Raw genomic sequence first — 20,896 nt, 5'->3', positions numbered from 1 at the left:
TTACCGGATGACACGACACACCTTTTTCTGTATCGACGGACACACCTGCGGTAATCCGGTGCGGGTGGTGGCCGGTGGCGGCCCCGATCTGCGGGGCGACAACATGCTGGAGAAGCGCGCGCACTTCCTGGCGGAGTACGACTGGGTGCGTACCGGACTGATGTTTGAACCGCGTGGCCATGATGTGATGTCGGGCTCCATTCTCTACCCGCCGACCCGCGACGATTGTGACGTGGCGATCCTGTTTATCGAGACATCCGGCTGCCTGCCCATGTGCGGGCACGGCACTATCGGTACGGTCACCATTGCGATTGAAAATGGCTTGGTGACGCCGAAGACGCCCGGGGTGCTGAATCTGGATACGCCGGCCGGTCGGGTGGTGGCAGAATATACCCAGAACGGTCCCTATGTGGAGGAGGTGCGCCTGACCAACGTGCCGGCCTTTCTCTACCGTAGCGGCTTGACGGTCGACTGTCCCGGCCTGGGTGAGATCAGCGTGGACGTCGCCTATGGCGGCAACTTTTACGCGATCGTCGATAGCCAGGCGAACTTCCGCGATATGGCCGACTACAGCGCCGCCGACCTGATCCGTTTCAGTCCGGCCCTGCGCCGGGCTTTGAATGAAAAGTATGACTTTGTGCACCCGGAACAAGCCAGTATCAGTGGCTTGAGCCATATCCTCTGGACCGGCGCGCCGACCCAAGCCGAAGCCACGGCCCGCAATGCGGTGTTTTACGGCGACAAGGCGATCGACCGCTCTCCTTGTGGTACCGGCACTTCGTCGCGTATGGCGCAGTGGGCCGCCCAGGGCAAACTCGGTGTCGGGGATGCGTTTATCCATGAAAGCATAATCGGGTCCCTGTTCAAGGGGCGGGTGGAAGCGACCACGCGGGTGGGGGATTTCGAGGCTATTATTCCCTCTATCGCCGGTTGGGCCCGGGTGACCGGGCACAACACCCTGTTTATCGATGATCGTGACCCCTTTGCCCACGGCTTTCTGGTGCAGTAGCCGGATCACCGCCCCGAGCGGGCCGATCCACCCTACGAGAGGTGAGCGATGTCCTATCCCAGTCTATTCAACGATGTGATCGGCCCGGTCATGCGCGGACCGTCCAGTTCGCATTGTGCCGCCTCCCTGCGTATCGGCCGGCTTTGTCGCGATCTGATGGGGGGCACTCCGGATGAGGTGCTGATCCAGTTCGATCCCAACGGTTCCCTGGCCGCCACCTATGAAGCACAGGGTGCCGACATGGGACTGATGGGGGGGCTGCTCGGTTGGGATGCCCAGGATGCGCGTCTGCCCGGTTATCGCCAGGCGATTGCCCAGGCCGGCGTTCGTCGCCGGGTGGAGATTGTGGATATCGCCGCCGAGCATCCCAACACCTATCGCATCAGCCTGTCGCGCCAGGGCCGATCGCGGCAGGTGATCGCGTTGTCGGTCGGGGGAGGCATGATCGAGATCATCGCGATCGATGGCGCGCCGCTCTCCATCGCCGGCGACTACTACGAAACACTGATCGAGACCGATACACCGGAGTCGGTTTGCCGCTTTATCGAGCAATCGGTAGCGGCGGATGCCTGCCTGGTGTGCCGTGGCGGGACCACCCTGGTGGAGGTGAAATCCCCATCCGCCCTGACAGCGGAGTCGTTGTCGGCGTTGGCGCGGCTGGAGGGGGTGAGTGCGATCATGCCACTCAATCCAATCCTGCCGGTGATGTCCCGCAAGGATCTTCGCGTACCCTTTATGACGGCGGCCCAGTTGCTCGATTACAACCGGGAGCGTTCGCTCGCGCTCTGGGAGTTGGCGCTGGATTATGAAGCGGCTCGCGGCAACATCACGCGGGAACAGGCGTGGCAAAAGATGGCTACCCTAGTGGGGATCATGCAGGCAGCGGTGCAGACGGGACTTCAGGGCACCGATTATGCCGATCGCATCCTCGGTTGCCAGTCGGGGCGGTTCCGTGAACAGATGCAGCGGGGCCGGCTGGTTGAGGGCGACCTGTTGAACCGCATCATCCTCTATGTCACGGCCATCATGGAGGTGAAGAGTGCCATGGGGGTGATCGTGGCGGCCCCCACCGCCGGTTCCTGTGGCGCCCTGCCGGGGGCGGTACTGGCCACGGCCGAGGCGTTGGGTGCGACCCAGGAAGAGACAGTCCGCGCCTTGTTGGCGGCCGGTTTGATCGGGGTGTTCCTGGCCGCCCACGCCACCTTCGCCGCCGAGGTGGGCGGGTGTCAGGCCGAGTGCGGCTCGGGTGCCGGCATGGCGGCGGCTGCTATCGTGCAATTGGCGGGCGGTTCCCTGGGGCAGTCGCTGGCGGCCGCTTCCCTGGCCCTGCAAAACTCGTTCGGCATGGTCTGCGACCCGATCGCCAATCGGGTCGAGGCGCCCTGCTTGGGCAAGAACATCATGGCCGCCACCAACGCGCTCTCCTGCGCCAATATGGCGCTGGCCGATTACGATCCCCTGATCCCGCTGGATGAAGTGATCGTCGCCATGCACCAGGTCGGCCAGTCTATTCCCAACGACCTGCGCTGTACCGGCCTGGGGGGGCTGGCCATGACGCCCGCCGCCAAGGCCATCGAGCAGCGCCTCGCCGACCAGGGAATGGTCGGCCTGTCCACAACGGGCAAACGGTTCAAGGTGTGTTAGGGCTGGTTGACAGGCACTCGATAACTCTCAAGGTGGACAATGAACGCTTTACCCTATGTACGACCGGCTGATGTAGAGCCGCAGGTGCGATGGCGCGATATGGTGCAGGCCATGAGGCGGGGCCATCGTCTGCCCCGTGCCGATATCGATGACATCATCTTCCGGCATGAGCGGAATACGCTGCTCAACCGCGCCGCCTGGATTGAGCAGCTCGGTATAGCGGTAAAAACCGCCACCATCTTTCCCGGCAATGGCGAGCAGCAGCCTCCGCTGCCATCGGTCAACACCTTGGTCACCCTGTTCGACGATCAGACCGGCGTGCCCCGGGCACTGCTGGATGGTGCCATGGTGACCAAATGGAAAACCGCTACCGACTCGGTGCTGGGTGCCCAGCTGTTGGCCAGGCCCGACAGCGAGCGGTTGCTGATCGTGGGTGCCGGCACCGTCGCCCGCTCCCTGGTCTCCGCCTACTCGGCGCTGTTTCCGGGGCTGAAGCGGATTCAGATCTGGAACCGCACCGATGACAAGGCCGCGGCGTTGGCAGACGAGCTCACCGGTCCGGCGATCCCGGTCAACGCGGTGAGTGATCTGGCCGGCGCGGTCAGCGAGGCGGACATCGTCTCCACGGCCACCCTCAGCCAGGAACCGATCCTGCGGGGTGACTGGGTCACTCCCGGCACCCACGTGGATCTGATCGGTGCTTTCCGTCCCGACATGCGCGAGGCCGACGATGTCTTGCTGCTGAAATCCGAGCTGTTTGTCGATGCGCGGGAGACCACGCTGGAACATATCGGTGAACTCTGTATCCCGCTGCAACGGGGGGTGATCGATGCGTCGTTTGTGCGCGGCGATCTCTACGATCTGTGTAACGGCGGCCCTGGCCGAAGTAGCGATCAGAGCATCACGCTGTACAAGAATGGCGGCGGTGCCCATCTGGATTTGATGACGGCGGATTACCTGTTGCAGGTTTTTGCAGCGGGCAGCGCGTCCCAGCTGGATTAAGCGTCGGCGCGGTGCGCCGCGTAATAGGCGCTGCACGCCGTCTCGCGGCCCCGCACTACCCGCCGGCCGGTCAGCGGGCCGTGGGTTTCGGTGACCACGGTCTGCTGTCCCTCCTGATGATGATCGTCATAAAAATAGATCACTACCCAGTCGCGGGTTTTGTGCAGTTGATGAGCGAGGGCAGAGTTGGAGTAGAGCGCGGTAAAGTGCCAGCCGGCTTGCTCGGTATGCAAAATCGGCAACCACGCTTGCTGGTCCGGATTGAAGCGTTTGGGGGCGATCCGCGGCAGCTCACCCGCTACGGCGCTCTCCAGATAGCGACGGTCGATCTCCAGGATCAGGTCCACGTCGGGACCGCCGGCACGGCCGGATTGCGGTAACGATCGGGTGCGGCCAAGCATGCTGGCCAGGGAGGCGCGCAGACCGGCCAGCCGACGCTGGCCGATCCCCTTGACCTGTTGCAGGCGCCCATCATAGGCGGCCGTTTCCAGCGCCTCCAGCGAGTCGATATGGAGTGCGCGGTAGATACGTTCGGCCAGTTCCTGACCGACGCCCGGCACGGTCTGGAACAGCTGTACCGGGTCCAGATTGCCGCGCAGCCGCTCCAGTTGCACCCAGTGGCCGGTCTGTACCATTTCGGCAATCGCGGTGGCGATCCCCTGACCGATATGGGGGAGGGCGATCAAACCTTTGCTACCCTGCAACTGCAATATCTCCTGCACGCTGCGATTCATCGCGGCCAGGGTTTGGGCAGCACGTTGGTAGGCGCGGATACGAAACGGATTGGCCCCCTGCTGTCGTAACAGTTCGGCCATCTCTTGCAGTTTGGTGGCGATTTTATTATTCAGTTCGCTCGGCATGGGCGGGTGATGACTCGGGTTCTAGTCTGACTCATCCTGTTTGAGGGCGTTACTGGCATAGTGCAGACGCAGGGCGATCCATTCAGCCAGTTTTATCTGGATCAGATAGTTGATACTCCCTTCCGGAAACAGCCCATCGCCATCCGGTACTCCGGCGGGTAGATCGGTGAGCAGTTCCATGGCCTGTTCCACATGCTCGACCGCATAGACGTGGAACAATCCCGCTTCGGCCGCCTCGATGATCTCCCGCTTCAACATCAAATCTTTGATATTGGTCTTCGGGATGATCACGCCGTGCTGTTTGTCCAGGCCGCGGGCCTGGCAGATATCGAAAAATCCTTCGATCTTTTGGCAGACGCCGCCGATGGCTTGCACCTGACCATGCTGATTGACGGAACCGGTAATGGCGAGAGACTGTTTCAACGGAATGTCACCGATTGCCGACAGCAGGGCGCAGAGTTCGGCGGCGGAGGCGCTGTCTCCCTCGATCTGGCCATAGGTTTGCTCGAATACCAGGCTGGCGGTCACCGAGAGCGGTTGGTTCTTGGCGTAGCGCTGGCCGAGGTAAGAGGAGAGGATCAATACCCCTTTGGAGTGGATCGGGCCACCCTGCTTGGTTTCCCGTTCGATGTCGATGAATTCGCCGCTCCCCATGCGGGCGGTGGCGCTGATGCGGGTAGGGGCACCAAAGGCGTGATCGCCCAACTGCAGGTAGCTGAGGCCGTTGATCTGCGCCAGTTGCACGCCGCTGGTTTCGATCTGCAGCGTGCCGTCCAGTATCAACTCCTGCAACTGCTTTTCATGCTGGTTGCCTCGGTATGCCTGAGCCCGTATGGCGGCGTCCACGTCGAGCCGCCGGATGCGCGTACCGGCACGCTGTTCCGCTTGATAGTTGGCTTCCTGTAGCAGATCCAGCAGGCTGCTCAGCTTCAGCGAGATCTTGTCACCGTTGTTGGCCTGTCGCGCCAGTTGCTCGATGATGCGGGCGACGCCGTCGCGGGTGATGACGCGGATCCCTTCGCGTTTCTGCAGGGTGGCGATGAGACGGGCGTAGAGCATCTCATTGTCCTGTTCGCGGGAGAGCTGTTCGGCAAAGTCGGCCTCAACCTTGAACAGCAGGCCAAACTCCGGATCGTACTCCTTCAACAGGTAGAACAGCATACGACTGCCGATCAGTACCACCTTCAGGTCCATCGGGATGGTTTCCGGCTCCAGGGAGATGGTGCTGATCAGGCTGAGCTGTCGCTCCAGGGACTCGATGCGAATTTCCCGCGAACGGATGGCCCGCTTTAGCCCGTCCCAGGCGAAGGGGTTGGTAAGCACCTTTTCGGCGTCCAGGATCAGATAACCGCTGTTGGCCCGGTGTAGCGCGCCCAGTTTGATCAGGGTGAAGTCGGTCTGCAGGGTGCCGAATCGGGCCAGGTGTTCGATGCGGCCGAGCAGGTTCTGGTAAGTGGGATTGTCTTCAAAGATGACCGGTGCGCCCTGGGTCTCGGCGTTGTCCACCAGCACGTTGACCCGATAACGGGTGAACTCCGGGTCCTGGGCGGTGAAGCTCTTTTCGTTGGATTCACCGGCTTGGCGGAACATGTCGACATTCTCGATGATGTCCTGTTTGACCTGTACCAGATAGGCGCTGATCTTTTCATTGCTCTGGTAGCGCTGTACCAGTTCATTGAGGAATTCAGTAACGGTCAGCTCCATGGTCTCCCGGTTCAGGTGGCTGAAACGCTGCTGCATCTCGCGTTGCCACTCCGGCAGGTGACTCATGGTCTCTTTCAGCTCCTGCTTCATCTCTTCCATCGCGCCGCCGAGACGTTTCTGCTCGTCTTCCGGCAATTTATCGAATTCACCCGGGGTGAGCATTTTTCCATTGATATGCGGTGCCAGGGTGAAACCGGTCGGGCCCTGCATCAGTTTGATGCCCAACTGTTCCGCTTTTTCACTGAGCCGCCGGACCATACCGCTTTCACGTGAACTGATATCGTCCTGTATCTCTTTGGCCCGACGCTGGTACTCATCGCCGCGGAAGGCGGCCGGTATCGCCTTGATCAGGTCGTCGATCAACTGCTCCATATCGCGCCGCAGGGAGCGTCCCATACCGGCCGGTATGCCCAGTGCGGTAGGGTTGTGGGGGTTCTGGAAGTTGGCGACGTAGCACCAGTCCAGGGGGTTGGGTGCGTCCATCGACTGTTTGATCAGTGCTTCATGCACCAGGGTGTGGCGGCCCAATCCATAGGAGCCCATGACATAGAGGTTGTAGCCGGAGTGAGGCATGCCGACGCCGAACTTGATCGCTTCCAGTACCCGTTCCTGGCCGATGGTCTCCGCCAGATGTTCCAGTTCGGCGGTCGACTCGAAGGTAAGCCGTTCCGGATTGCATGCGTGGTAAAGCTGTGTGGGCTTCAACAACATGTCTCAATTCTCCTTGCGCCGGTTATTTTGTTGTTTGTGGTGAGCGATTCCGGCAGCGGGATAACCGCCATGCTCCGATCTCAAGGTTCCCCGGACTCTGTTTAAAGCATAATACCTCTGCACCTCCCCGGCTATGACAGGACGCACCAACGGGGATTGTGATAGGCGGTAATCGGCCGGCAACCGCTGAAATGTGGCGGAATAGTGTGTCCGGGGCGCAGTGCGGTTTGCGCGCCATGCCGATTAAACCGCCCAGCTCTCCGGTTGGGTCCGTAGCGCGGTGCCGTATTCAATACGTCGTGACAACAGTTCACCAATGATCTCTGCGGCGATCACCACCGGTTTCGCGGGCGTCTCTTCCAGCTGAATGCGATAGCCCATCGATGGGAGTGCCGGCAGCGCGGTACCGCCGGTTGGCAACAGCAGCGATGCCGGACATTGCGATTGCGGCGTAACGGTGATGACCGCGCCTGCGGCAGCGGCGATGCGCAGGGCTTCCAGGCTGGCGCTGATGAGTATCACCGAGTAGGCGCGTCCCTGGCGCTCCATCGCTTCAATCGCCACCTTGCGAAATGCACAGGGGCCGGGATAAAAGGCGAAAGGCAGGGAAGGCGATTCCAACAGGGATTTCCGGCCGACCCACACCAGGGGCTCCTGGCGCACCGCGGCTTTCGTGGCGGGGGCCTCTTTCACCAGGGCAATATCCAGCCCCCCGGCGCCGAGTTTTTCAGTCAGCACAATGCCGGTCCCCACCTCTATCGCCAGCGCCACATTGGGATAGTGCAGCCGAAACCGGCTGAGCAGATCGACCAGGTGGCTGTAGGCGAACTCTTCCGGTACACCGATGCGGACTTCACCGGTGATCGTCTCCATCGCAATACTCTGTTCCGCCGCTTTGGACGTTTCGATCAACTTTTCCGCATAGGGTAAAAATCGCTCGCCGGCCAACGTCAGCTTCACCGAGCGTGTCGTGCGCAGAAACAGCTTTTGTCCCAACCGCTCTTCCAGGCGCCTGATCTGGTGGCTGATGGTGGACTGGGTAACATGCAGCTGATCGGCCGCCACGGTAAAGTTGCCGCTGCTCGCCACCGCCTGAAAAGTGAGCACCTCATCCAGGTTTAGCATCGCCTCTCCTATTAATGATCATAATAAATCAATGTGATTAGTATAATTCATTTAAATAATTAATCTAACCTGGCTAGAGTGTAGCGCAAGGGTTGGTCATGTGGATGGCCCCCCATTTCTCAAACACACATTGAGGCACGCGCTAATGAGTCATACGGATAACGCTAATCTCTACACCGCTTTGAAGCATGCCGAGTTTGATCCGGTGGTCGGCATCGGTCTGGCACGCCTGACCGGGGATACCTCGTTGTCGGTCTACGCCACCGAGATAGCGCCGGGAAAGCAACTGAAGGCCCATCACCACCAACAGGGTGTTGAGGTTTACCTGGTTATCCGGGGTAGCGGGGTCATGTGGATGCAAGGGGGAGCTGACCACAACCGGGACGCGGCGGGCACCTATCGGCCACTGCACAAAGGCGATGTATTGATGGTACCGGCGATGACGGTCCATCAGTTGTCGAATCCCGGACCGGATCCCCTGGTGATGGTGTTTGTCTGTCCGCCTGCCCATATCACCACGGATCGCCACCTGTACACCGACACCCAACAGTGAAACAAGGAGAGACATTATGCCTTTCGTAAGAATAACGCTGGCCAAGGGCCGCAGCGCCACATTTAAACAGCAGATCAGCCACGCGGTTCATCAGGCTCTGATCGAGGCCTTCGGTATCCCGGAAGATGATCGCTTCCAGGTCATCGAAGAGCTGGAACCGGAAAATATGGTTTTTCCGCCCCGTTATATGGGCATCCCCCACAGTGAACGGATGATCTACATCCAGATCACGGCCAAGGAGGGGCGCAGTGCGGAACGTAAACAGGCGCTCTACCGCACCCTGGCGGCGCTGATAGCTCAACAGGGTGATCAGAGTAGCGATGATCTGGTAATTACCCTGGTGGAAAACGATGCCGCCAACTGGTCATTCGGACGCGGCGAAGCGCAACTGCTGCAGTGATATGCCGCAGTGGCTGGCCAAAGACAAACCCCATACACCCCATAATAGGAGTAGCAGGATGCCATACATCAACATACGCATAGCGACCCGATTAACCCCGGACCAACGGGCACAACTGTTCCAGCAGACGACGGATGCGATGGATCAGATCATGGGAAAGCGCCGCGACGTTACCGTGGTTCATATCGATGAGAGTGATGCGGACGGGTGGTCCGTGAACGGTGAGCCACTGCAGGCGCAGTCACCCGTTGCCGTTTATGTCGAGGTGAAGATCACCCTTGGCACCAATAGCGACGCAGAGCAGGCGGCCTTGATTTCGACACTGATGGAACGGTGTCGCCACACTATCGGCACCGTTCAGGAAGCCTGTTACGTCGTGGTGCATGAGATTAAACCGACATCCTGGGGATTTGACGGTATCACTCAGGCCGAACGGGCGGCCCGAACCGTATCGGGGGGTGGCTGACTTGATGCTGGGCGCGCAGTTGGGTAAAGGGGAAGGGGCCTTTGCGTGACGGATTGTGCCTGCTACCGGAGCCAGGTTAATCAATCTATCGCATCCGCTAGGATCACCCGGTCGCGCCCTTCATGCTTGGCTTGATAGAGCAGTCGGTCGGCGTGGTTGAGGAGGAGTTCCAGGCTCTGTTCGTGGGCGCTAAGGGTGACCAGTCCGACCGACAGGGTGATGACAATGGTCTGACCCTCAAATTGGAACGGCTGCTCTTTAAGGCGGCGGCCCAGCCGGTTCACCATCTCCCGGGACGCCTCGAGACCGGTCTCCGGAACGATGACGGCGAACTCTTCGCCCCCCATGCGCCCAATGATCTCGGTTTTCCGGAACACATCGCGACAGGCGTCGGCAAAGTATATCAAGGCCAAGTCGCCTGCTTGGTGTCCATAACGGTCATTGACCGACTTGAATCGATCCAGATCAATCATCATGACAGACAGATTACGTTCGTAGCGTTGGGCGATCTGGAGCAGTTTTTCTCCCTCTTCCAGAAAACTGCGGCGATTGAGCAGCCCGGTCAGGTGATCGATCCTGCCCAGTTCGGCGAGGCGCTCTTCGTTGCGTTTTTTGTCGGTGATATCCCGGGCGATGCCTTCAACGCCAATCGGTTGTCCGTTGGCATCCACGCGGATGTAGGCGTTGGTGGAGATCCACATGGGTGAACCATCCTTATGACGCATGCAGGCCTCCACCTGACGGGCCTTTCCACCACCCGCCTTGATCGCCTGTACCACCCGTTCCCGATCCGCCTGGTCGCAATAGAAACGGGACATATTCTCTCCCAGCATCTCTTCCGGTGCGTAGCCGATGACCGACTGACAAGAGGGGGATATCAGGGTGATCGTGCCCGTCATGTCGGTCCGATAGAATACGTCCGGCATGTTGTTGAGGATGGATTCAATATCGGCCTGTGATGTGGCCAAAGCGCTCATAGTGTGGATCTGGTCGGTGATGTCATGTAAAGAACCGACGGTACTGACAATCCCGTCCGCTCCCCGAATGATACCGACCCGCATGCAGACACTGCGAATTTCCCCGAGTTTGGTGACGATTCGGAAGCGGTATTCATTGGTGATCTGTTCACCCTGTTGTCGGGCGCGGTAGCGCTGCATCACCATCTCCCGGTCTTCATGAAAGATGAACTCGGTGACGGGATGGTGCAGCATCTCTTGTTCGGTAAAGCCGTACAGGGCAGACATCTGTTTGTTGATGAACACAAAACGGCCCGCTTCGATGGCAAATACCGCATCCTGAAGGTGGTCGATCAGTGCGATCAAGAGTTTTTTGGAGGGGGTTTGTTCCGTCATTTGTGTGCAGCAATCCGATGTTAGGCGTTGTGTGTAAGGGGCGCCCCGATCCGGCTTAGGGAGATCGATTGGGTGAATATACAGTCGAACTGCTGGTGGCTGGCTCTTCTACCGCAAACAGACGGTTATGTTAACAGCAGATAAATCGGTATTGCACGCAACGATTTTCGTTGGGTAAGCATCAGAAAAAGGTTGAAGTAACCTTGGCCTTAGCGGTGTCAGGTCAGGGTCACCAAGGGCTTTCAATCAGTGGCTAACTGGCGGTACTGGCTGTTTGGCTTTCGCTGATCACCTGTACCTGGGCAAATTGATGGTGCCCTTCGACCGAACCATGAAATCCGTAGCCGCTTTGCTTGGCGCCCACCCATGGTGTGCCATTGGCGCCGAAACAGCTTTTGTTTATGCCTATCATGCCGGTTTGCAGGTGGCGGGCTATCGCAAGGGCATGTTCCCGTTCACCGAAAACAGCGGCGCCCAGGCCATAGGGGTTGTCATTGGCGAGGCGGACCGCTTCCTCTTCATTCGCCACGCGTTGGATTGCGAGTACAGGTCCGAAAGTCTCCGTGCGCATGATATCCATGGACGCGTTACAATTAACGAGTACGGTGGGTATGACGAACCGTTCAGGATGGTCCTTTCCACCTGTGAGGGCTCGCGCACCCTGGGCAATCGCCTGCTCAATCTGCTGTAACACATGATTGCGTTGCCGGGCGTTGATCATGGGGCCCATGGTGACCTGGGCTTCATTCCAACAGCCAAATTTGATTTGTGCTACCAGTTCGGCCACCCGTCGTTCAAAGGCGTCGGCAACGGCAGGTGTGACATAGACCCGTTCGGTTGAGACGCACATTTGACCGGCATTTTCGAAACCGTTTTCCACAGCGCAGAGCGCTGCCTGCTCGATGTCTGCATCGTCCAAAACGATCAGCGGGTCTTTTCCGCCCAGTTCCAAAATCACCCGTTTCAATCCCGGAGCGGCACTGGCGAGAATCTGTTTGCCCACCTGGCGTGAGCCGGTAAAGGCGATGAGGTCAACCTTACCGTTTACTAACGTTTTGCCCTGTTCGTCGGCACCCTGCACGATCTGCAACACATTGTTGGGTAGAAAGGCATTCAGCGTCTCGACATAGCGTTGTGCGATCAGGGGCGTCTCTTCAGAGGGTTTGAGTATGACGCTATTGCCGGCCATGAGTGCCGGCAGCACCAGCCATTGGGGCATGGATAGGGGGTAATTCCAGGGAGAGATAGCGGCACAGACGCCGAAGGGTTGGTAAACAAGGGTGGAGCAGGTGTTGTTGTCCCGGATTGTGCGTGGCTGAAAAGCGGCGACCATCTCCGGCACTTTTTCACGGATACCATCCGCGCAATAGCGTACTTCACCAATGCCGGCGTTGAGTGGTTTGCCCATCTCGCGACTAAGCAGATCCCCCAGCTCTGCCGACTGAGTGAGTAACTGATCGCTTGCACGAATGAGCAGTTCAGCGCGCTGTTCGACGAGCAGTTCGCGCCAGTGATTCTCCGCTTGGCGGGCGCGGGTGATAGCCTGCTCTATCTCTTGGTTGCTCAGGATGGGTAGTTCACCTACCAGGTCGCCATTTGCGGGGTTGTACGATTTAAGCGTTTCGCGCATGGTGGCTCCCTGGCTTTGGCAGGTTAATGGAAAAGGAAGCAGCAAGACCATTCCCGAGTGGAGGTAGATGTGCTTGCGTCCATTCGACTGTGTGGTATGGCAAAGTGACGATCTCCTCAATATGGGGCATAAATCGGTCACCGCCCGTGATGGGCTCTTCACAGAGCCTCTGAGTTATCAGGATAACGCCATGCCGTGCAGATTAGGTTCCGCTAATTGCATCGCGACAACGCCCCGGGGAGATTGAGAATACCTTCACGCACGCCGTCGAAACTGTAGCTTGAAGTGGACGAATTCAACGGAACCTCTCCCTTGCGATCGGCGCTGTCGATCAGTATCTGCCGAATTTGCTCCGGTGTCGCTGAGCATTTCTGTTTCAAGAGCGCTGCGACGCCGGTAACGTGGGGAGCGGCCATGCTGGTCCCGCTCATGCGCAATGTCCCGCTACCTACAGCAAGTGACAGGATGCCTTCTGATTCAATAAAGCAGCCCTTGCTAATATTTTCCCTTCTCTCCCCGGGTGCAGAGATCGCGACCTGAGTGCCATCGGTGGTGAAATAGGAGGCGGTGTCGGACTCTATCGGGCCTGAAGCACGTCGGCATCGATTGCTCCCTTTCTCGGCGGTCGAACTGGCCACGGCAATGACCTCCGGATAACCGGCGGGTACCATATCTTGAACTTCACGGGTTGCGCTGTTGCCTGCCGCGACAATGACTGCAATTTGATTGCTCACCAGATTTTTTACCGCGATGCGTAGTGGGTGGTTTTCATCATCTTCCGCATAGCGGGGTCGGCCGAGGCTCATGTTTACAACCGAGATAGAGCCGGCTCTGGCCAGGACCCACTCGAGTCCGGCGATGATGTCTGAGTCGGAACCTTCACCATTGGCATTCAGTACCCGGGTTGCGAAAAGCCGCACCTCCGGCGCAACGCCAATCACGCCCAGGTTGTTATCCATCGCGCCGACGGTCCCGGCGACATGGGTACCGTGACCGTGCAAATCACTGCCGTTGCCGCCAAAAGCGTCGAAGGTATCTGTTGCTACCGTGAGATCGCTATTGTTTAAATCGATTCCGGTGTCGGTAATGGATACACCGATGCCGGTACCTTTGTAGCTGTTGCTCGGTGCGCCAATGCGTGTGATGCCGGCGGGCGTCAGTTGACTTGGGTCGGTGCCAGAGGAGCCGCCACCGTTCTTGTTAGGGCCTTTGCCATCGGGTGGGGCAACGATTTGGTGTATGCGATCCGGATAAACTCGGGTACCACCTAGATAACTCAGTGTTTTGAGCACCCGGGCATTCGGGACTAACAACGCGGCACTGTTCTGATATTTAAATTTTCGTTTCAGTTGTGCGCCGGCGCTGCGGCCCATGGAGGCCAGCACCGAAGCAGAGAGATTATCGGGGCCACTGAGAATGACGCCACAAGGAAAGATGGCGGTAGCACTGTTGGCGCGGTGTTCATTGTCGCAGGCGGGATTAACCGCGGCGTAGGAGAACGGTGCCGCGATGGACAAGAATCCTGCCAATAGTAGAAGAAATTTTCGGGAAATGGGTGGATTCATCGTCGCCCCCTGAAATACGAGAAAGCCAGGTAGTATCCATCCATGGTCGGAGGATCAGTGCACTGAGGTTTCAAGTCACGGCCATAGTGAAAACTATAGACGAAATATCGACCGGTTGTTCGACATACCTGCCGAGTAGGTGGCTACAAAGCGGGCTGGGGGAAGTGCCGTCTGTGGGAGTTGAGAATGGTTCGTCCTCGGCTATAGTATTGGATTCAAGCCTGGATTTAAGGGAATGGAAGTCGGAATGATTGCGGTCATATAAGGTAAGCATGTTTATGGTGAATAGCGGCAATTGCACAAAACGGTTGTTGGATAGACGATTGAGGGGTAAACGTCCGACGGAGCGCAGCCGTTTTTTTGTGGTATGCCTGTTCCTGGCGTCTATTCTTGCTACATCCTGGGTGATGGCCGCCGAACCGGGCAGGATAACGGGTGGCGTACGCTACAGCATACCAAGCTGGTTCAAGCAGAGCTTCCTGGAGCTGGCGGATGATGCCGCCGAAGCGGGCGAAGCCGACAAGCACGTCATGCTCTTTATGCATCTTGACGAATGTCCTTACTGCGAGGCGGTATTGCGGGAGAGCATTATCAATGCCGATTATCTTCCCTGGTTGCGGTCGCGTTTTGATGCTATCGCCATCAATATACGCGGCGATCGGGAAGTGGCCTTCAATGAAACGGTACGCGTTTCTGAGAAAAAACTCGCCGAGATCCTGAAGGTTTCCCAGACCCCGGTAATCATCTTCCTGAATGGTGAAAACCGACCGGTGATGCGGGTCGACGGGTACCGCACACCGCTGGAATTCGAGCGGATTCTCAAGTATGTCGATGACAAGGCTTACCTGCAGATGAATCTCGCCAGTTACGTGGCTAAAACCTCGGCCGGTCCCCACTATCGGCTGCGTTCTCACCCCGCCATTGCCCCGCTCACCGATCTTTCGTCAAGCGACAAACCGTTACTGGTGCTCTTTGAGGATAGCTGGTGCGGTGGTTGTGATCTGCTGCACGATACCCTCCTGGCCGATCCCGAGGTCAATCAGTTACTGGAGAAATTCAACTTTGTGCGTCTTGATGCGGAAAGCCGCGAACCTATCGTGACACCGACCGGTCAACAGACGACACCGAAGGCCTGGATAGAGGCGCTCGGTATCGATGCCCGCCCGGCATTTGTTGCCTTTGCGGAGGGTGAAGAACGGGTACGCATCAAAGGGGTTTTGCGTCACTGGCACTTCACGACGGCCATCCGTTATGTCGGCGAGGGTTACTACGAAACTTACCCCACACTGCGCCAATTCTCCCGGGCATTCCGGCAACAGCAGCTGGAAGCGGGAATCAATGTGGATTTGGGAAGGCAATGATTATTTGGAATCAAGCTTAACTATTTTCAGGGACGGCCGATATACAACAACGATACCCAGGGATCCCTGATTCAGTCAGGGGTTTCGGCGGCACAAGTAGGTGCCTTCATGTTCGATAGCTGTATGCCATCGAACATGAAGAAAACACAAAATCACATTTTTTGTTTTCGTGCTCTGGTAGAGCCAAGGATGATTTAAATCAGAGCTTCCATAAGAGCCACGGCATGTTTCAGTATCCTGACATGCACATGATTGGCCGTTGTGGGGGACGGGTACTGTTCCTGTTCCCATATTTTGAATAACCACAATATTGGAGGAGTGGCCGCGGCAAACGGTCACAGGAGCTATTGATGAGTTACCAAATCACTCTGCAATTGGAAGATGTCGCCGGTGCTCTGGCCCGGGTCATGAGCTGTCTGCGTAAGTTGGGTCTCGGTGTGGTCGGACAAAGTTTTGAAGTCTTGCCGGAGGGCGGGCGGAACCTGGTTCTTGACGTGGACGGCCCGGTGTTGAATGACGAACAGTTACGTACACCGCTGGAGGCGCTCAACGGCGTGGCAAGACTACTGACAGGGAGTCGCGAGGCGGCAACTGAACCGGTAGCGGTAGAAAACAAGGCCCCGGTTGACGTGCCCGACACCCGATATAAAGACAAAGATTCTGAAGCCGGTGATGCCGAGATTCGGGATCGCATGCTGATCTTCACCCTGCTTAGCCGTTACCCGAAAATTTCCGGGAAGTTATTGGAATTACACACATCGATTCCGGAGGCTGAGCGTTCAAAACGTATGTTGGAATTGGGACAGGGGTTTGGCGGTTATCTCTATAAAAACCTGAAAATCAAAGGTGTTGTGTCTGAATTGCGCGCTGCTATTGAACTGGCGATCGTACCTGCCCTGTCTCCGCTGGTTCAGGTTTCCCAATACAGCGAGGGCGTGCGGGTGAGCGGTTTTTCCAAGAACATGAAGCATGCGGCGGAAAAACCGGAATGCTGCCAATTTCTGGCCGGTACGATACAGGGGTTGCTGGATAGCGCAGATGAACTCCCGTCTTACCGGGTCGAACAGGTTCAGTGTATCCATCAGGGTGCGCATGCCTGTGAGTACAAGCTATCGCCGGCATAAACGCCTGGCATTGCTTGGCCCATTGTTTAACCGTCCATGCGGCAGCAGAAGCGTGACGGTTTGAGCAGACGTGCACAGTCACGAGCAGGGCTTGGCTGTGGCGCAAACGCGCCGTTTAAATCCAGCCGGTATCACCTGCCCCTTCTTTCACCGTATCAGTCAAACCATCCATAGAACGCTTCCGATTTGACGAAGTCGGCATAGAACTCATCGTCGACAAAGTTTTGCTTGCTGAACTGGTAACCGAGGTCAGTTTCGACATTTTTCAGTGCGGCGACCACATTGTCATATTGCCGGGTGGTCACATAGAGGGCGACCAACGACCAGTGGCCGTCTTCGTAATCGGGCTCAAGCCGGGTTGCCTCTTTGGCATAGGCTATCGCTTCGCTATACTTTTTTGACGTGAAGGCTATGCTGCACTTCAGGTTCATCAATGCCGCGTCCTTACCGTATTCGTCAATCATTCTGTCTATGGAGTGGTTGACCTTCGCCATATTACCCTGCGTGTAAAAGTGATCGATCAACATGAATGCGGTAGAGGGGTCATCACCGTAGTATTTTTCCAGCAGGCTGAGTTGGCGGAAGTACTCCTCGTCGTTGATGGTTTGGGCGAGTTGTATGGCCAGATCAATAATGACCCGCTTGGTACGGACTTCCAACGGCAACTTGTTGATCAGGTCATAGGCGTCTGCATAGCGTTTCTCCCGGCGCAGTTTTCCCAGTTCCCTGAATTTGGCGCTCATCTGCTTGTCGATTTTTTTGATGCCAAACAGCTTTTTGAGCATGGAGTCGTTGGGTGCGACCAACAGTTGTGCCGCCGCACCCAGGCTGGTACTTAAGTTTTTACCGGATGTGGCGGTGAAGATATCGACGATGGCCAGTTCACCCAGTAGGTTTTTTTGCACGGTGAGTATCACATACTCGAATCCGCCGCTGGGGATGTCTACGCGAATAAGCGGATTGGCTTTGTCCCCGCGGTGCAGTATCCGCAAATATTTGGCCTGTCCCTTTTCGTCAAGCACCTGTCCGAATGTCGAGCGGATAAAGGTCATCCGTCCTCGGGAGAGAAAACCCTGGTTGAATTTTTTGATATCTGACTCTTTGTTAAAAATCGTCCTGGCGGTGCGCTCCCCCAAAGCTTGCAGATCGAAAAGCTTGCTGAGCGCTTCGAAATCCTGGCGGTTGATCGCCGCCACAAAGTCGGCGCTCAGTGTCTGCAGTTCGCTGTCATTCAAGGCTTGACTGTTTTGTCCCGCGATACTCTGGCTCGGCGATACAAAACAGAAGAGGGTGAAGAGTATGGCGGCAGACAGATAGCTTGATAGTGACGCCTTTGGAAGGTGGAAAGGGGTGAAGTGAATCATATTGATCAGTCTGCCATGTTGAAAATATATGAGAATCAAAAAATGAAGTTTAAACGATATGAGCGCCGATTAGTTTGTCCGATTTCAAATAGTCGGCAGATCATCGGTTATCTGGAATATCCCGGATAGAGCGCGGTAGTCGTTATCGCGGCTTAAGTCTTTTTATCTGTTCCCATCGCAGCAGGGCCTGTTTGCGGCTTTGATTCAGATCGACCATCGGGAGCGGGTAATTCAATCCTCCATCGATCGACAACCGGCCGTTATGCAGGATCCGCTTATCGGCGGCGGCAAGCTCCGGAACCCAGCGTTTGATATAGCGGCCGGACGGATCGAAACGATCGGCCTGTCTGGCCGGATTGAAGACACGGAAGTAGGGCGCGGCATCGACCCCGCAGCCGGCGGTCCACTGCCAGCCGAGCGTGTTGTTCGCCAGGTCGGCGTCCAGTAGGGTTTCCCAGAACCAGCGTGCCCCCTCCAGCCAGTGGATGCCGAGGTTTTTGGTCAGTAGCGAGGCGACGATCATACGCAGCCGGTTAGGCATCCAGCCGGTATGCCAAAGTTGCCGCATCCCGGCGTCGACGATCGGAATACCGGTTTTGCCGCGCTGCCAGCGCTGTAGCCAATCGGCCTGCTCATCTGTCGGTAGCCAGGCGGCCGTTTCGAAGCGGCCGTCAAGCGATTCACCGGCACTCTTTGGGAAATGGTAAAGGGTGTAATAGGCAAATTCACGCCAACCGAGCTGGCGGATAAAGCTTTCAAGCTGATCTTCCGACGTCGGCCCCAGGCCGTCCAGGTGGCGCCGTTCCCAGATGATCTGACGTGGCGTCATTTCGCCGAAATGGAGATGGGGTGACAGACGGGAGGTGCCTTCATATCCGGGTATATCCCGCCGGTCGGCATAGTTGGGCAGCGCGGCCTGAGAAAATTGGTTCCATGCCTGCCAGGCACCGGCCTCACCCGGTTGCCAGATGCTTTCAAAGCCTCGATACCAGGGATGATCGGGCAGCAGCTCAAGCGACTCCAGCTCTATTCCTGGATAGACGACGGGCGGGGTCGGCAGGTGCTCGACGGGTGGCCGCGGAGGCGTCAAATCATGCAGTCGTTCACTGACCCCTCTCCAGTAGGCGGTAAACACCTTATAGGGAGTGCCCTGGACGGTGAGGAGGCCTGCCGGTTCCTGTAGCAGATCGCCCGGCAAGCGGCGGCAGATGACACCCTCATTCGTCAGATCCTGCCGGATCAACCGGTCGCGATCCCGGATTGCCGGCTCATAGCGCCGATTCCAGAATAGATGGGTGGCACCCAATTGTCGCACCAGATCACGCAGTCGCTGCCGGGTAGGTCCCCGGGTGATCAATAGGTTGGAGCCGGCCCGTTGCAGCTTTCCCTGGAGTGCAGCGAGGCTGTGATGCAGCCACCAGTTGCTGGCGCTGCCGGGTGACCAGGGCGCCTCTTCATCGGGGGAGTGGATGTAGATCGGGATTACCCGCTCACACTCTGCCAGTGCGGCATCAAGGGCCGGATGGTCGGCCACCCTCAGGTCACGGTGAAACCAGATCAGGGCGGTGGTGGAGGTATGCATGCCGTCAGTCTCTATCCTGCGTGTCAAGTTGTCATGGGAGCGCCACTGTGGGTACCGGCACGGTATTAACAGGACCTAAATGATCCACCAGGTCACCAGACTGATCAGGCATGCCAGTAGCAGATTCAGCACCATGCCCATGCGCATCATCTGAACCTGTGGGATAAAGCCGGATCCGAATACGATGGCATTGGGTGGCGTGGCGACCGGCAACATAAAGGCGCAGGAGGCGGCGATGGCGATCACCACCGTCATGATGGCGGAGGAGATCCCCATGGCCTCGGCAATCGAGGCGAAGATGGGGATCATCAGGGCACTGCTGGCGGTATTGCTGGCCACCTCGGTCAGCATCACCATGAAAAAGATGATGGCGAACAGCAATAGCAGCAGCGGTGCGTCCTGCAACAGCCCGGCTGCCCCCTGTGCCAGGAACACGCTGGTGCCGGTCTCTTTGAGCAGGGCAGACAGGGTCAGGCCGCCGCCGAACAGCAGCAGCACGCCCCAGTTGGCCGATTGCTCGATATCCTTCCACTCCACCAGTCGCAAGGCGGCGATCAGGACGATGGCCATGATCGCCACGAGTGAGTCAAAATCTGCCGTGATCCCGAGCCAGAGCGAAAGCGGTCGACTCAGCAACCAGAGCAGTACGGTAAGCAAAAACACGCCCAGCGTCAGTCGCTGCGGCCGGGTCAGTGCAGCCGTTGTCGCCGTGGTCGACGCCAACGGCTGGGAGAGGTCGGGGCGAAACACCAACCACAGCAGCAGCCACATCAGCGGCAGCAGGGCGAGCACAATCGGCAGGCCAAAACTGATCCATTTGGCAAAGCTGATGCCTGCCGAGGCGGCGGCAATCGCGTTGGGTGGACTGCCTACCAGGGTGCCGATGCCGCCAATATTGGCCGAGTAGGCGACCCCGAGCAGCAGATACCAGTATGTCCGGCGATGGGTTTCATAGGGCAGGCAGGCGAGCAGGCCCAGCGCCAACGGCAGCATCATGGCGGTGGTGGCGGTATTGGAGATCCACATCGAGACGAAGGCGGTGGTCGCGAACAGCAGCAGTGCGGCGGCCGACAGTCGCCCCCTGGCCGTGCGCATGACCAGCGTGGCGAGTCGCACATCCAGTTGCTGTCGGTGCAGGGCCGCGGCCAGGGCGAAGCCACCGAGGAACAGGAAGATGATCGGGTGGGCAAAGTGTTTCAGGGCGTCAGCGCTGGTGAACACACCGCTGGCCACCGTCAGGACCGGTATCAGCAGGGCGGTGATGGTGATGTGAAAGGTCTCCGTGACCCAGAGCAGGGCGATGAAAGCGAGGATGGAGAGCCCAGTGCGCAGTGGCAGTGCCAGATCGATGCCCCAATACAGGCCCAGCGCCATGGCCAAAGCTGCGCCCAGTGTGATCCAGCGTCGATCCATCCGCCTCTCCTTTTTACTGTTCCGCTAGGGG

At 58.0% G+C, this 20,896-nt stretch carries 17 protein-coding genes; 8 read left to right on the top strand and 9 right to left on the bottom strand.

Annotated elements, in window-relative coordinates; all coding sequences use genetic code 11:
- Positions 1–7: 7 nt before the first annotated feature.
- The 3 genes from ACQY5R_RS01455 to ACQY5R_RS01445 are packed head-to-tail and all read left to right on the top strand — an operon-like array spanning position 8 to position 3,655.
- Positions 8–1,009: a 4-hydroxyproline epimerase gene (locus ACQY5R_RS01455; RefSeq protein WP_428603647.1), complete on the top strand. Its 1,002-nt coding sequence runs from the start codon at positions 8–10 to the stop codon at positions 1,007–1,009.
- A gap of 48 nt (positions 1,010–1,057) precedes the next feature.
- Positions 1,058–2,653 (top strand): L-serine ammonia-lyase, iron-sulfur-dependent, subunit alpha, encoded by a 1,596-nt coding sequence (sdaAA, locus tag ACQY5R_RS01450; RefSeq protein ID WP_428603645.1) that lies wholly within the window; start codon positions 1,058–1,060, stop codon positions 2,651–2,653.
- Positions 2,654–2,692: 39 nt separating this feature from the next.
- Complete coding sequence (locus ACQY5R_RS01445) at positions 2,693–3,655, top strand: ornithine cyclodeaminase family protein (protein ID WP_428603643.1); 963 nt, start codon at positions 2,693–2,695, stop codon at positions 3,653–3,655.
- Here ACQY5R_RS01445 and ACQY5R_RS01440 read toward each other — a convergent pair.
- The 3 genes from ACQY5R_RS01440 to ACQY5R_RS01430 form a co-directional block, all read right to left on the bottom strand.
- Positions 3,652–4,515, bottom strand: a complete 864-nt coding sequence (locus ACQY5R_RS01440) for a helix-hairpin-helix domain-containing protein (protein WP_428603641.1) — start codon at positions 4,513–4,515, stop codon at positions 3,652–3,654. The two genes, ACQY5R_RS01445 and ACQY5R_RS01440, sit on opposite strands and share 4 nt — an antisense overlap.
- Before the next feature lie 21 nt (positions 4,516–4,536).
- Complete coding sequence (locus ACQY5R_RS01435; RefSeq protein WP_428603639.1) at positions 4,537–6,930, bottom strand: Lon protease family protein; 2,394 nt, start codon at positions 6,928–6,930, stop codon at positions 4,537–4,539.
- A 243-nt stretch (positions 6,931–7,173) separates the two neighbouring features.
- Positions 7,174–8,055: a LysR family transcriptional regulator gene (locus ACQY5R_RS01430; RefSeq protein ID WP_428603637.1), complete on the bottom strand. Its 882-nt coding sequence runs from the start codon at positions 8,053–8,055 to the stop codon at positions 7,174–7,176.
- A 145-nt stretch (positions 8,056–8,200) separates the two neighbouring features.
- Here ACQY5R_RS01430 and ACQY5R_RS01425 point away from each other — a divergent pair, with 145 nt between their 5' ends.
- The 3 genes from ACQY5R_RS01425 to ACQY5R_RS01415 are packed head-to-tail and all read left to right on the top strand — an operon-like array spanning position 8,201 to position 9,474.
- Positions 8,201–8,608 carry a cupin domain-containing protein gene (locus ACQY5R_RS01425; RefSeq protein WP_428603634.1) on the top strand — a complete coding sequence of 136 codons (408 nt, stop codon included), beginning with the start codon at positions 8,201–8,203 and terminating at the stop codon, positions 8,606–8,608.
- 16 nt (positions 8,609–8,624) lie between these two features.
- Complete coding sequence (locus ACQY5R_RS01420) at positions 8,625–9,008, top strand: tautomerase family protein (protein WP_428603632.1); 384 nt, start codon at positions 8,625–8,627, stop codon at positions 9,006–9,008.
- Between the two features lie 58 nt (positions 9,009–9,066).
- Positions 9,067–9,474: a tautomerase family protein gene (locus ACQY5R_RS01415; RefSeq protein WP_428603630.1), complete on the top strand. Its 408-nt coding sequence runs from the start codon at positions 9,067–9,069 to the stop codon at positions 9,472–9,474.
- Between the two features lie 80 nt (positions 9,475–9,554).
- On the opposite strand, the gene ACQY5R_RS01410 is transcribed toward ACQY5R_RS01415, so the two are convergent.
- From ACQY5R_RS01410 to ACQY5R_RS01400, 3 genes are all read right to left on the bottom strand, one after another.
- Positions 9,555–10,826 carry a sensor domain-containing diguanylate cyclase gene (locus tag ACQY5R_RS01410; protein WP_428603628.1) on the bottom strand — a complete coding sequence of 424 codons (1,272 nt, stop codon included), beginning with the start codon at positions 10,824–10,826 and terminating at the stop codon, positions 9,555–9,557.
- A 253-nt stretch (positions 10,827–11,079) separates the two neighbouring features.
- A complete protein-coding gene (locus tag ACQY5R_RS01405) occupies positions 11,080–12,456 on the bottom strand; it encodes an aldehyde dehydrogenase family protein (protein ID WP_428603626.1) in 1,377 nt (458 codons plus the stop codon).
- A gap of 212 nt (positions 12,457–12,668) precedes the next feature.
- Positions 12,669–14,021, bottom strand: coding sequence for a S8 family serine peptidase (locus ACQY5R_RS01400; RefSeq protein ID WP_428603624.1), 1,353 nt, complete (start codon positions 14,019–14,021; stop codon positions 12,669–12,671).
- Positions 14,022–14,344: 323 nt separating this feature from the next.
- On the opposite strand from ACQY5R_RS01400, the gene ACQY5R_RS01395 reads away from it, so the two are divergent.
- Together ACQY5R_RS01395 and ACQY5R_RS01390 are read left to right on the top strand one after the other, a co-directional pair.
- Positions 14,345–15,382, top strand: a complete 1,038-nt coding sequence (locus ACQY5R_RS01395; RefSeq protein ID WP_428603622.1) for a thioredoxin family protein — start codon at positions 14,345–14,347, stop codon at positions 15,380–15,382.
- Between the two features lie 350 nt (positions 15,383–15,732).
- Positions 15,733–16,506 (top strand): hypothetical protein, encoded by a 774-nt coding sequence (locus tag ACQY5R_RS01390; protein ID WP_428603620.1) that lies wholly within the window; start codon positions 15,733–15,735, stop codon positions 16,504–16,506.
- A 155-nt stretch (positions 16,507–16,661) separates the two neighbouring features.
- Here ACQY5R_RS01390 and ACQY5R_RS01385 read toward each other — a convergent pair whose 3' ends face one another.
- The 3 genes from ACQY5R_RS01385 to ACQY5R_RS01375 all read right to left on the bottom strand — a co-directional run bounded on the left by ACQY5R_RS01385 (position 16,662) and on the right by ACQY5R_RS01375 (position 20,865).
- Positions 16,662–17,870, bottom strand: a complete 1,209-nt coding sequence (locus tag ACQY5R_RS01385) for a tetratricopeptide repeat protein (protein WP_428603618.1) — start codon at positions 17,868–17,870, stop codon at positions 16,662–16,664.
- A gap of 142 nt (positions 17,871–18,012) precedes the next feature.
- A complete protein-coding gene (locus ACQY5R_RS01380; protein WP_428603616.1) occupies positions 18,013–19,452 on the bottom strand; it encodes a cryptochrome/photolyase family protein in 1,440 nt (479 codons plus the stop codon).
- A 75-nt stretch (positions 19,453–19,527) separates the two neighbouring features.
- Positions 19,528–20,865, bottom strand: a complete 1,338-nt coding sequence (locus ACQY5R_RS01375) for a DASS family sodium-coupled anion symporter (RefSeq protein ID WP_428603614.1) — start codon at positions 20,863–20,865, stop codon at positions 19,528–19,530.
- Between the last annotated feature and the right edge of the window lie 31 nt (positions 20,866–20,896).

It is taken from the genome of Sedimenticola sp. (genome assembly GCF_050289425.1).
Taxonomy (GTDB): domain Bacteria; phylum Pseudomonadota; class Gammaproteobacteria; order Chromatiales; family Chromatiaceae; genus Sedimenticola.
This window is presented reverse-complemented; position numbering and strand designations above follow the sequence as displayed.

Bases quoted from the DNA above. Each gene is read 5' to 3' on its own strand.
- ACQY5R_RS01455 (WP_428603647.1), top strand. From the start codon at position 8: ATGACACGACACACCTTTTTCTGTATCGACGGACACACCTGCGGTAAT.
- sdaAA (WP_428603645.1), top strand. From the start codon at position 1,058: ATGTCCTATCCCAGTCTATTCAACGATGTGATCGGCCCGGTCATGCGC.
- ACQY5R_RS01445 (WP_428603643.1), top strand. From the start codon at position 2,693: ATGAACGCTTTACCCTATGTACGACCGGCTGATGTAGAGCCGCAGGTG.
- ACQY5R_RS01440 (WP_428603641.1), bottom strand. From the start codon at position 4,515: ATGCCGAGCGAACTGAATAATAAAATCGCCACCAAACTGCAAGAGATG.
- ACQY5R_RS01435 (WP_428603639.1), bottom strand. From the start codon at position 6,930: ATGTTGTTGAAGCCCACACAGCTTTACCACGCATGCAATCCGGAACGG.
- ACQY5R_RS01430 (WP_428603637.1), bottom strand. From the start codon at position 8,055: ATGCTAAACCTGGATGAGGTGCTCACTTTTCAGGCGGTGGCGAGCAGC.
- ACQY5R_RS01425 (WP_428603634.1), top strand. From the start codon at position 8,201: ATGAGTCATACGGATAACGCTAATCTCTACACCGCTTTGAAGCATGCC.
- ACQY5R_RS01420 (WP_428603632.1), top strand. From the start codon at position 8,625: ATGCCTTTCGTAAGAATAACGCTGGCCAAGGGCCGCAGCGCCACATTT.
- ACQY5R_RS01415 (WP_428603630.1), top strand. From the start codon at position 9,067: ATGCCATACATCAACATACGCATAGCGACCCGATTAACCCCGGACCAA.
- ACQY5R_RS01410 (WP_428603628.1), bottom strand. From the start codon at position 10,826: ATGACGGAACAAACCCCCTCCAAAAAACTCTTGATCGCACTGATCGAC.
- ACQY5R_RS01405 (WP_428603626.1), bottom strand. From the start codon at position 12,456: ATGCGCGAAACGCTTAAATCGTACAACCCCGCAAATGGCGACCTGGTA.
- ACQY5R_RS01400 (WP_428603624.1), bottom strand. From the start codon at position 14,021: ATGAATCCACCCATTTCCCGAAAATTTCTTCTACTATTGGCAGGATTC.
- ACQY5R_RS01390 (WP_428603620.1), top strand. From the start codon at position 15,733: ATGAGTTACCAAATCACTCTGCAATTGGAAGATGTCGCCGGTGCTCTG.
- ACQY5R_RS01385 (WP_428603618.1), bottom strand. From the start codon at position 17,870: ATGATTCACTTCACCCCTTTCCACCTTCCAAAGGCGTCACTATCAAGC.
- ACQY5R_RS01380 (WP_428603616.1), bottom strand. From the start codon at position 19,452: ATGCATACCTCCACCACCGCCCTGATCTGGTTTCACCGTGACCTGAGG.
- ACQY5R_RS01375 (WP_428603614.1), bottom strand. From the start codon at position 20,865: ATGGATCGACGCTGGATCACACTGGGCGCAGCTTTGGCCATGGCGCTG.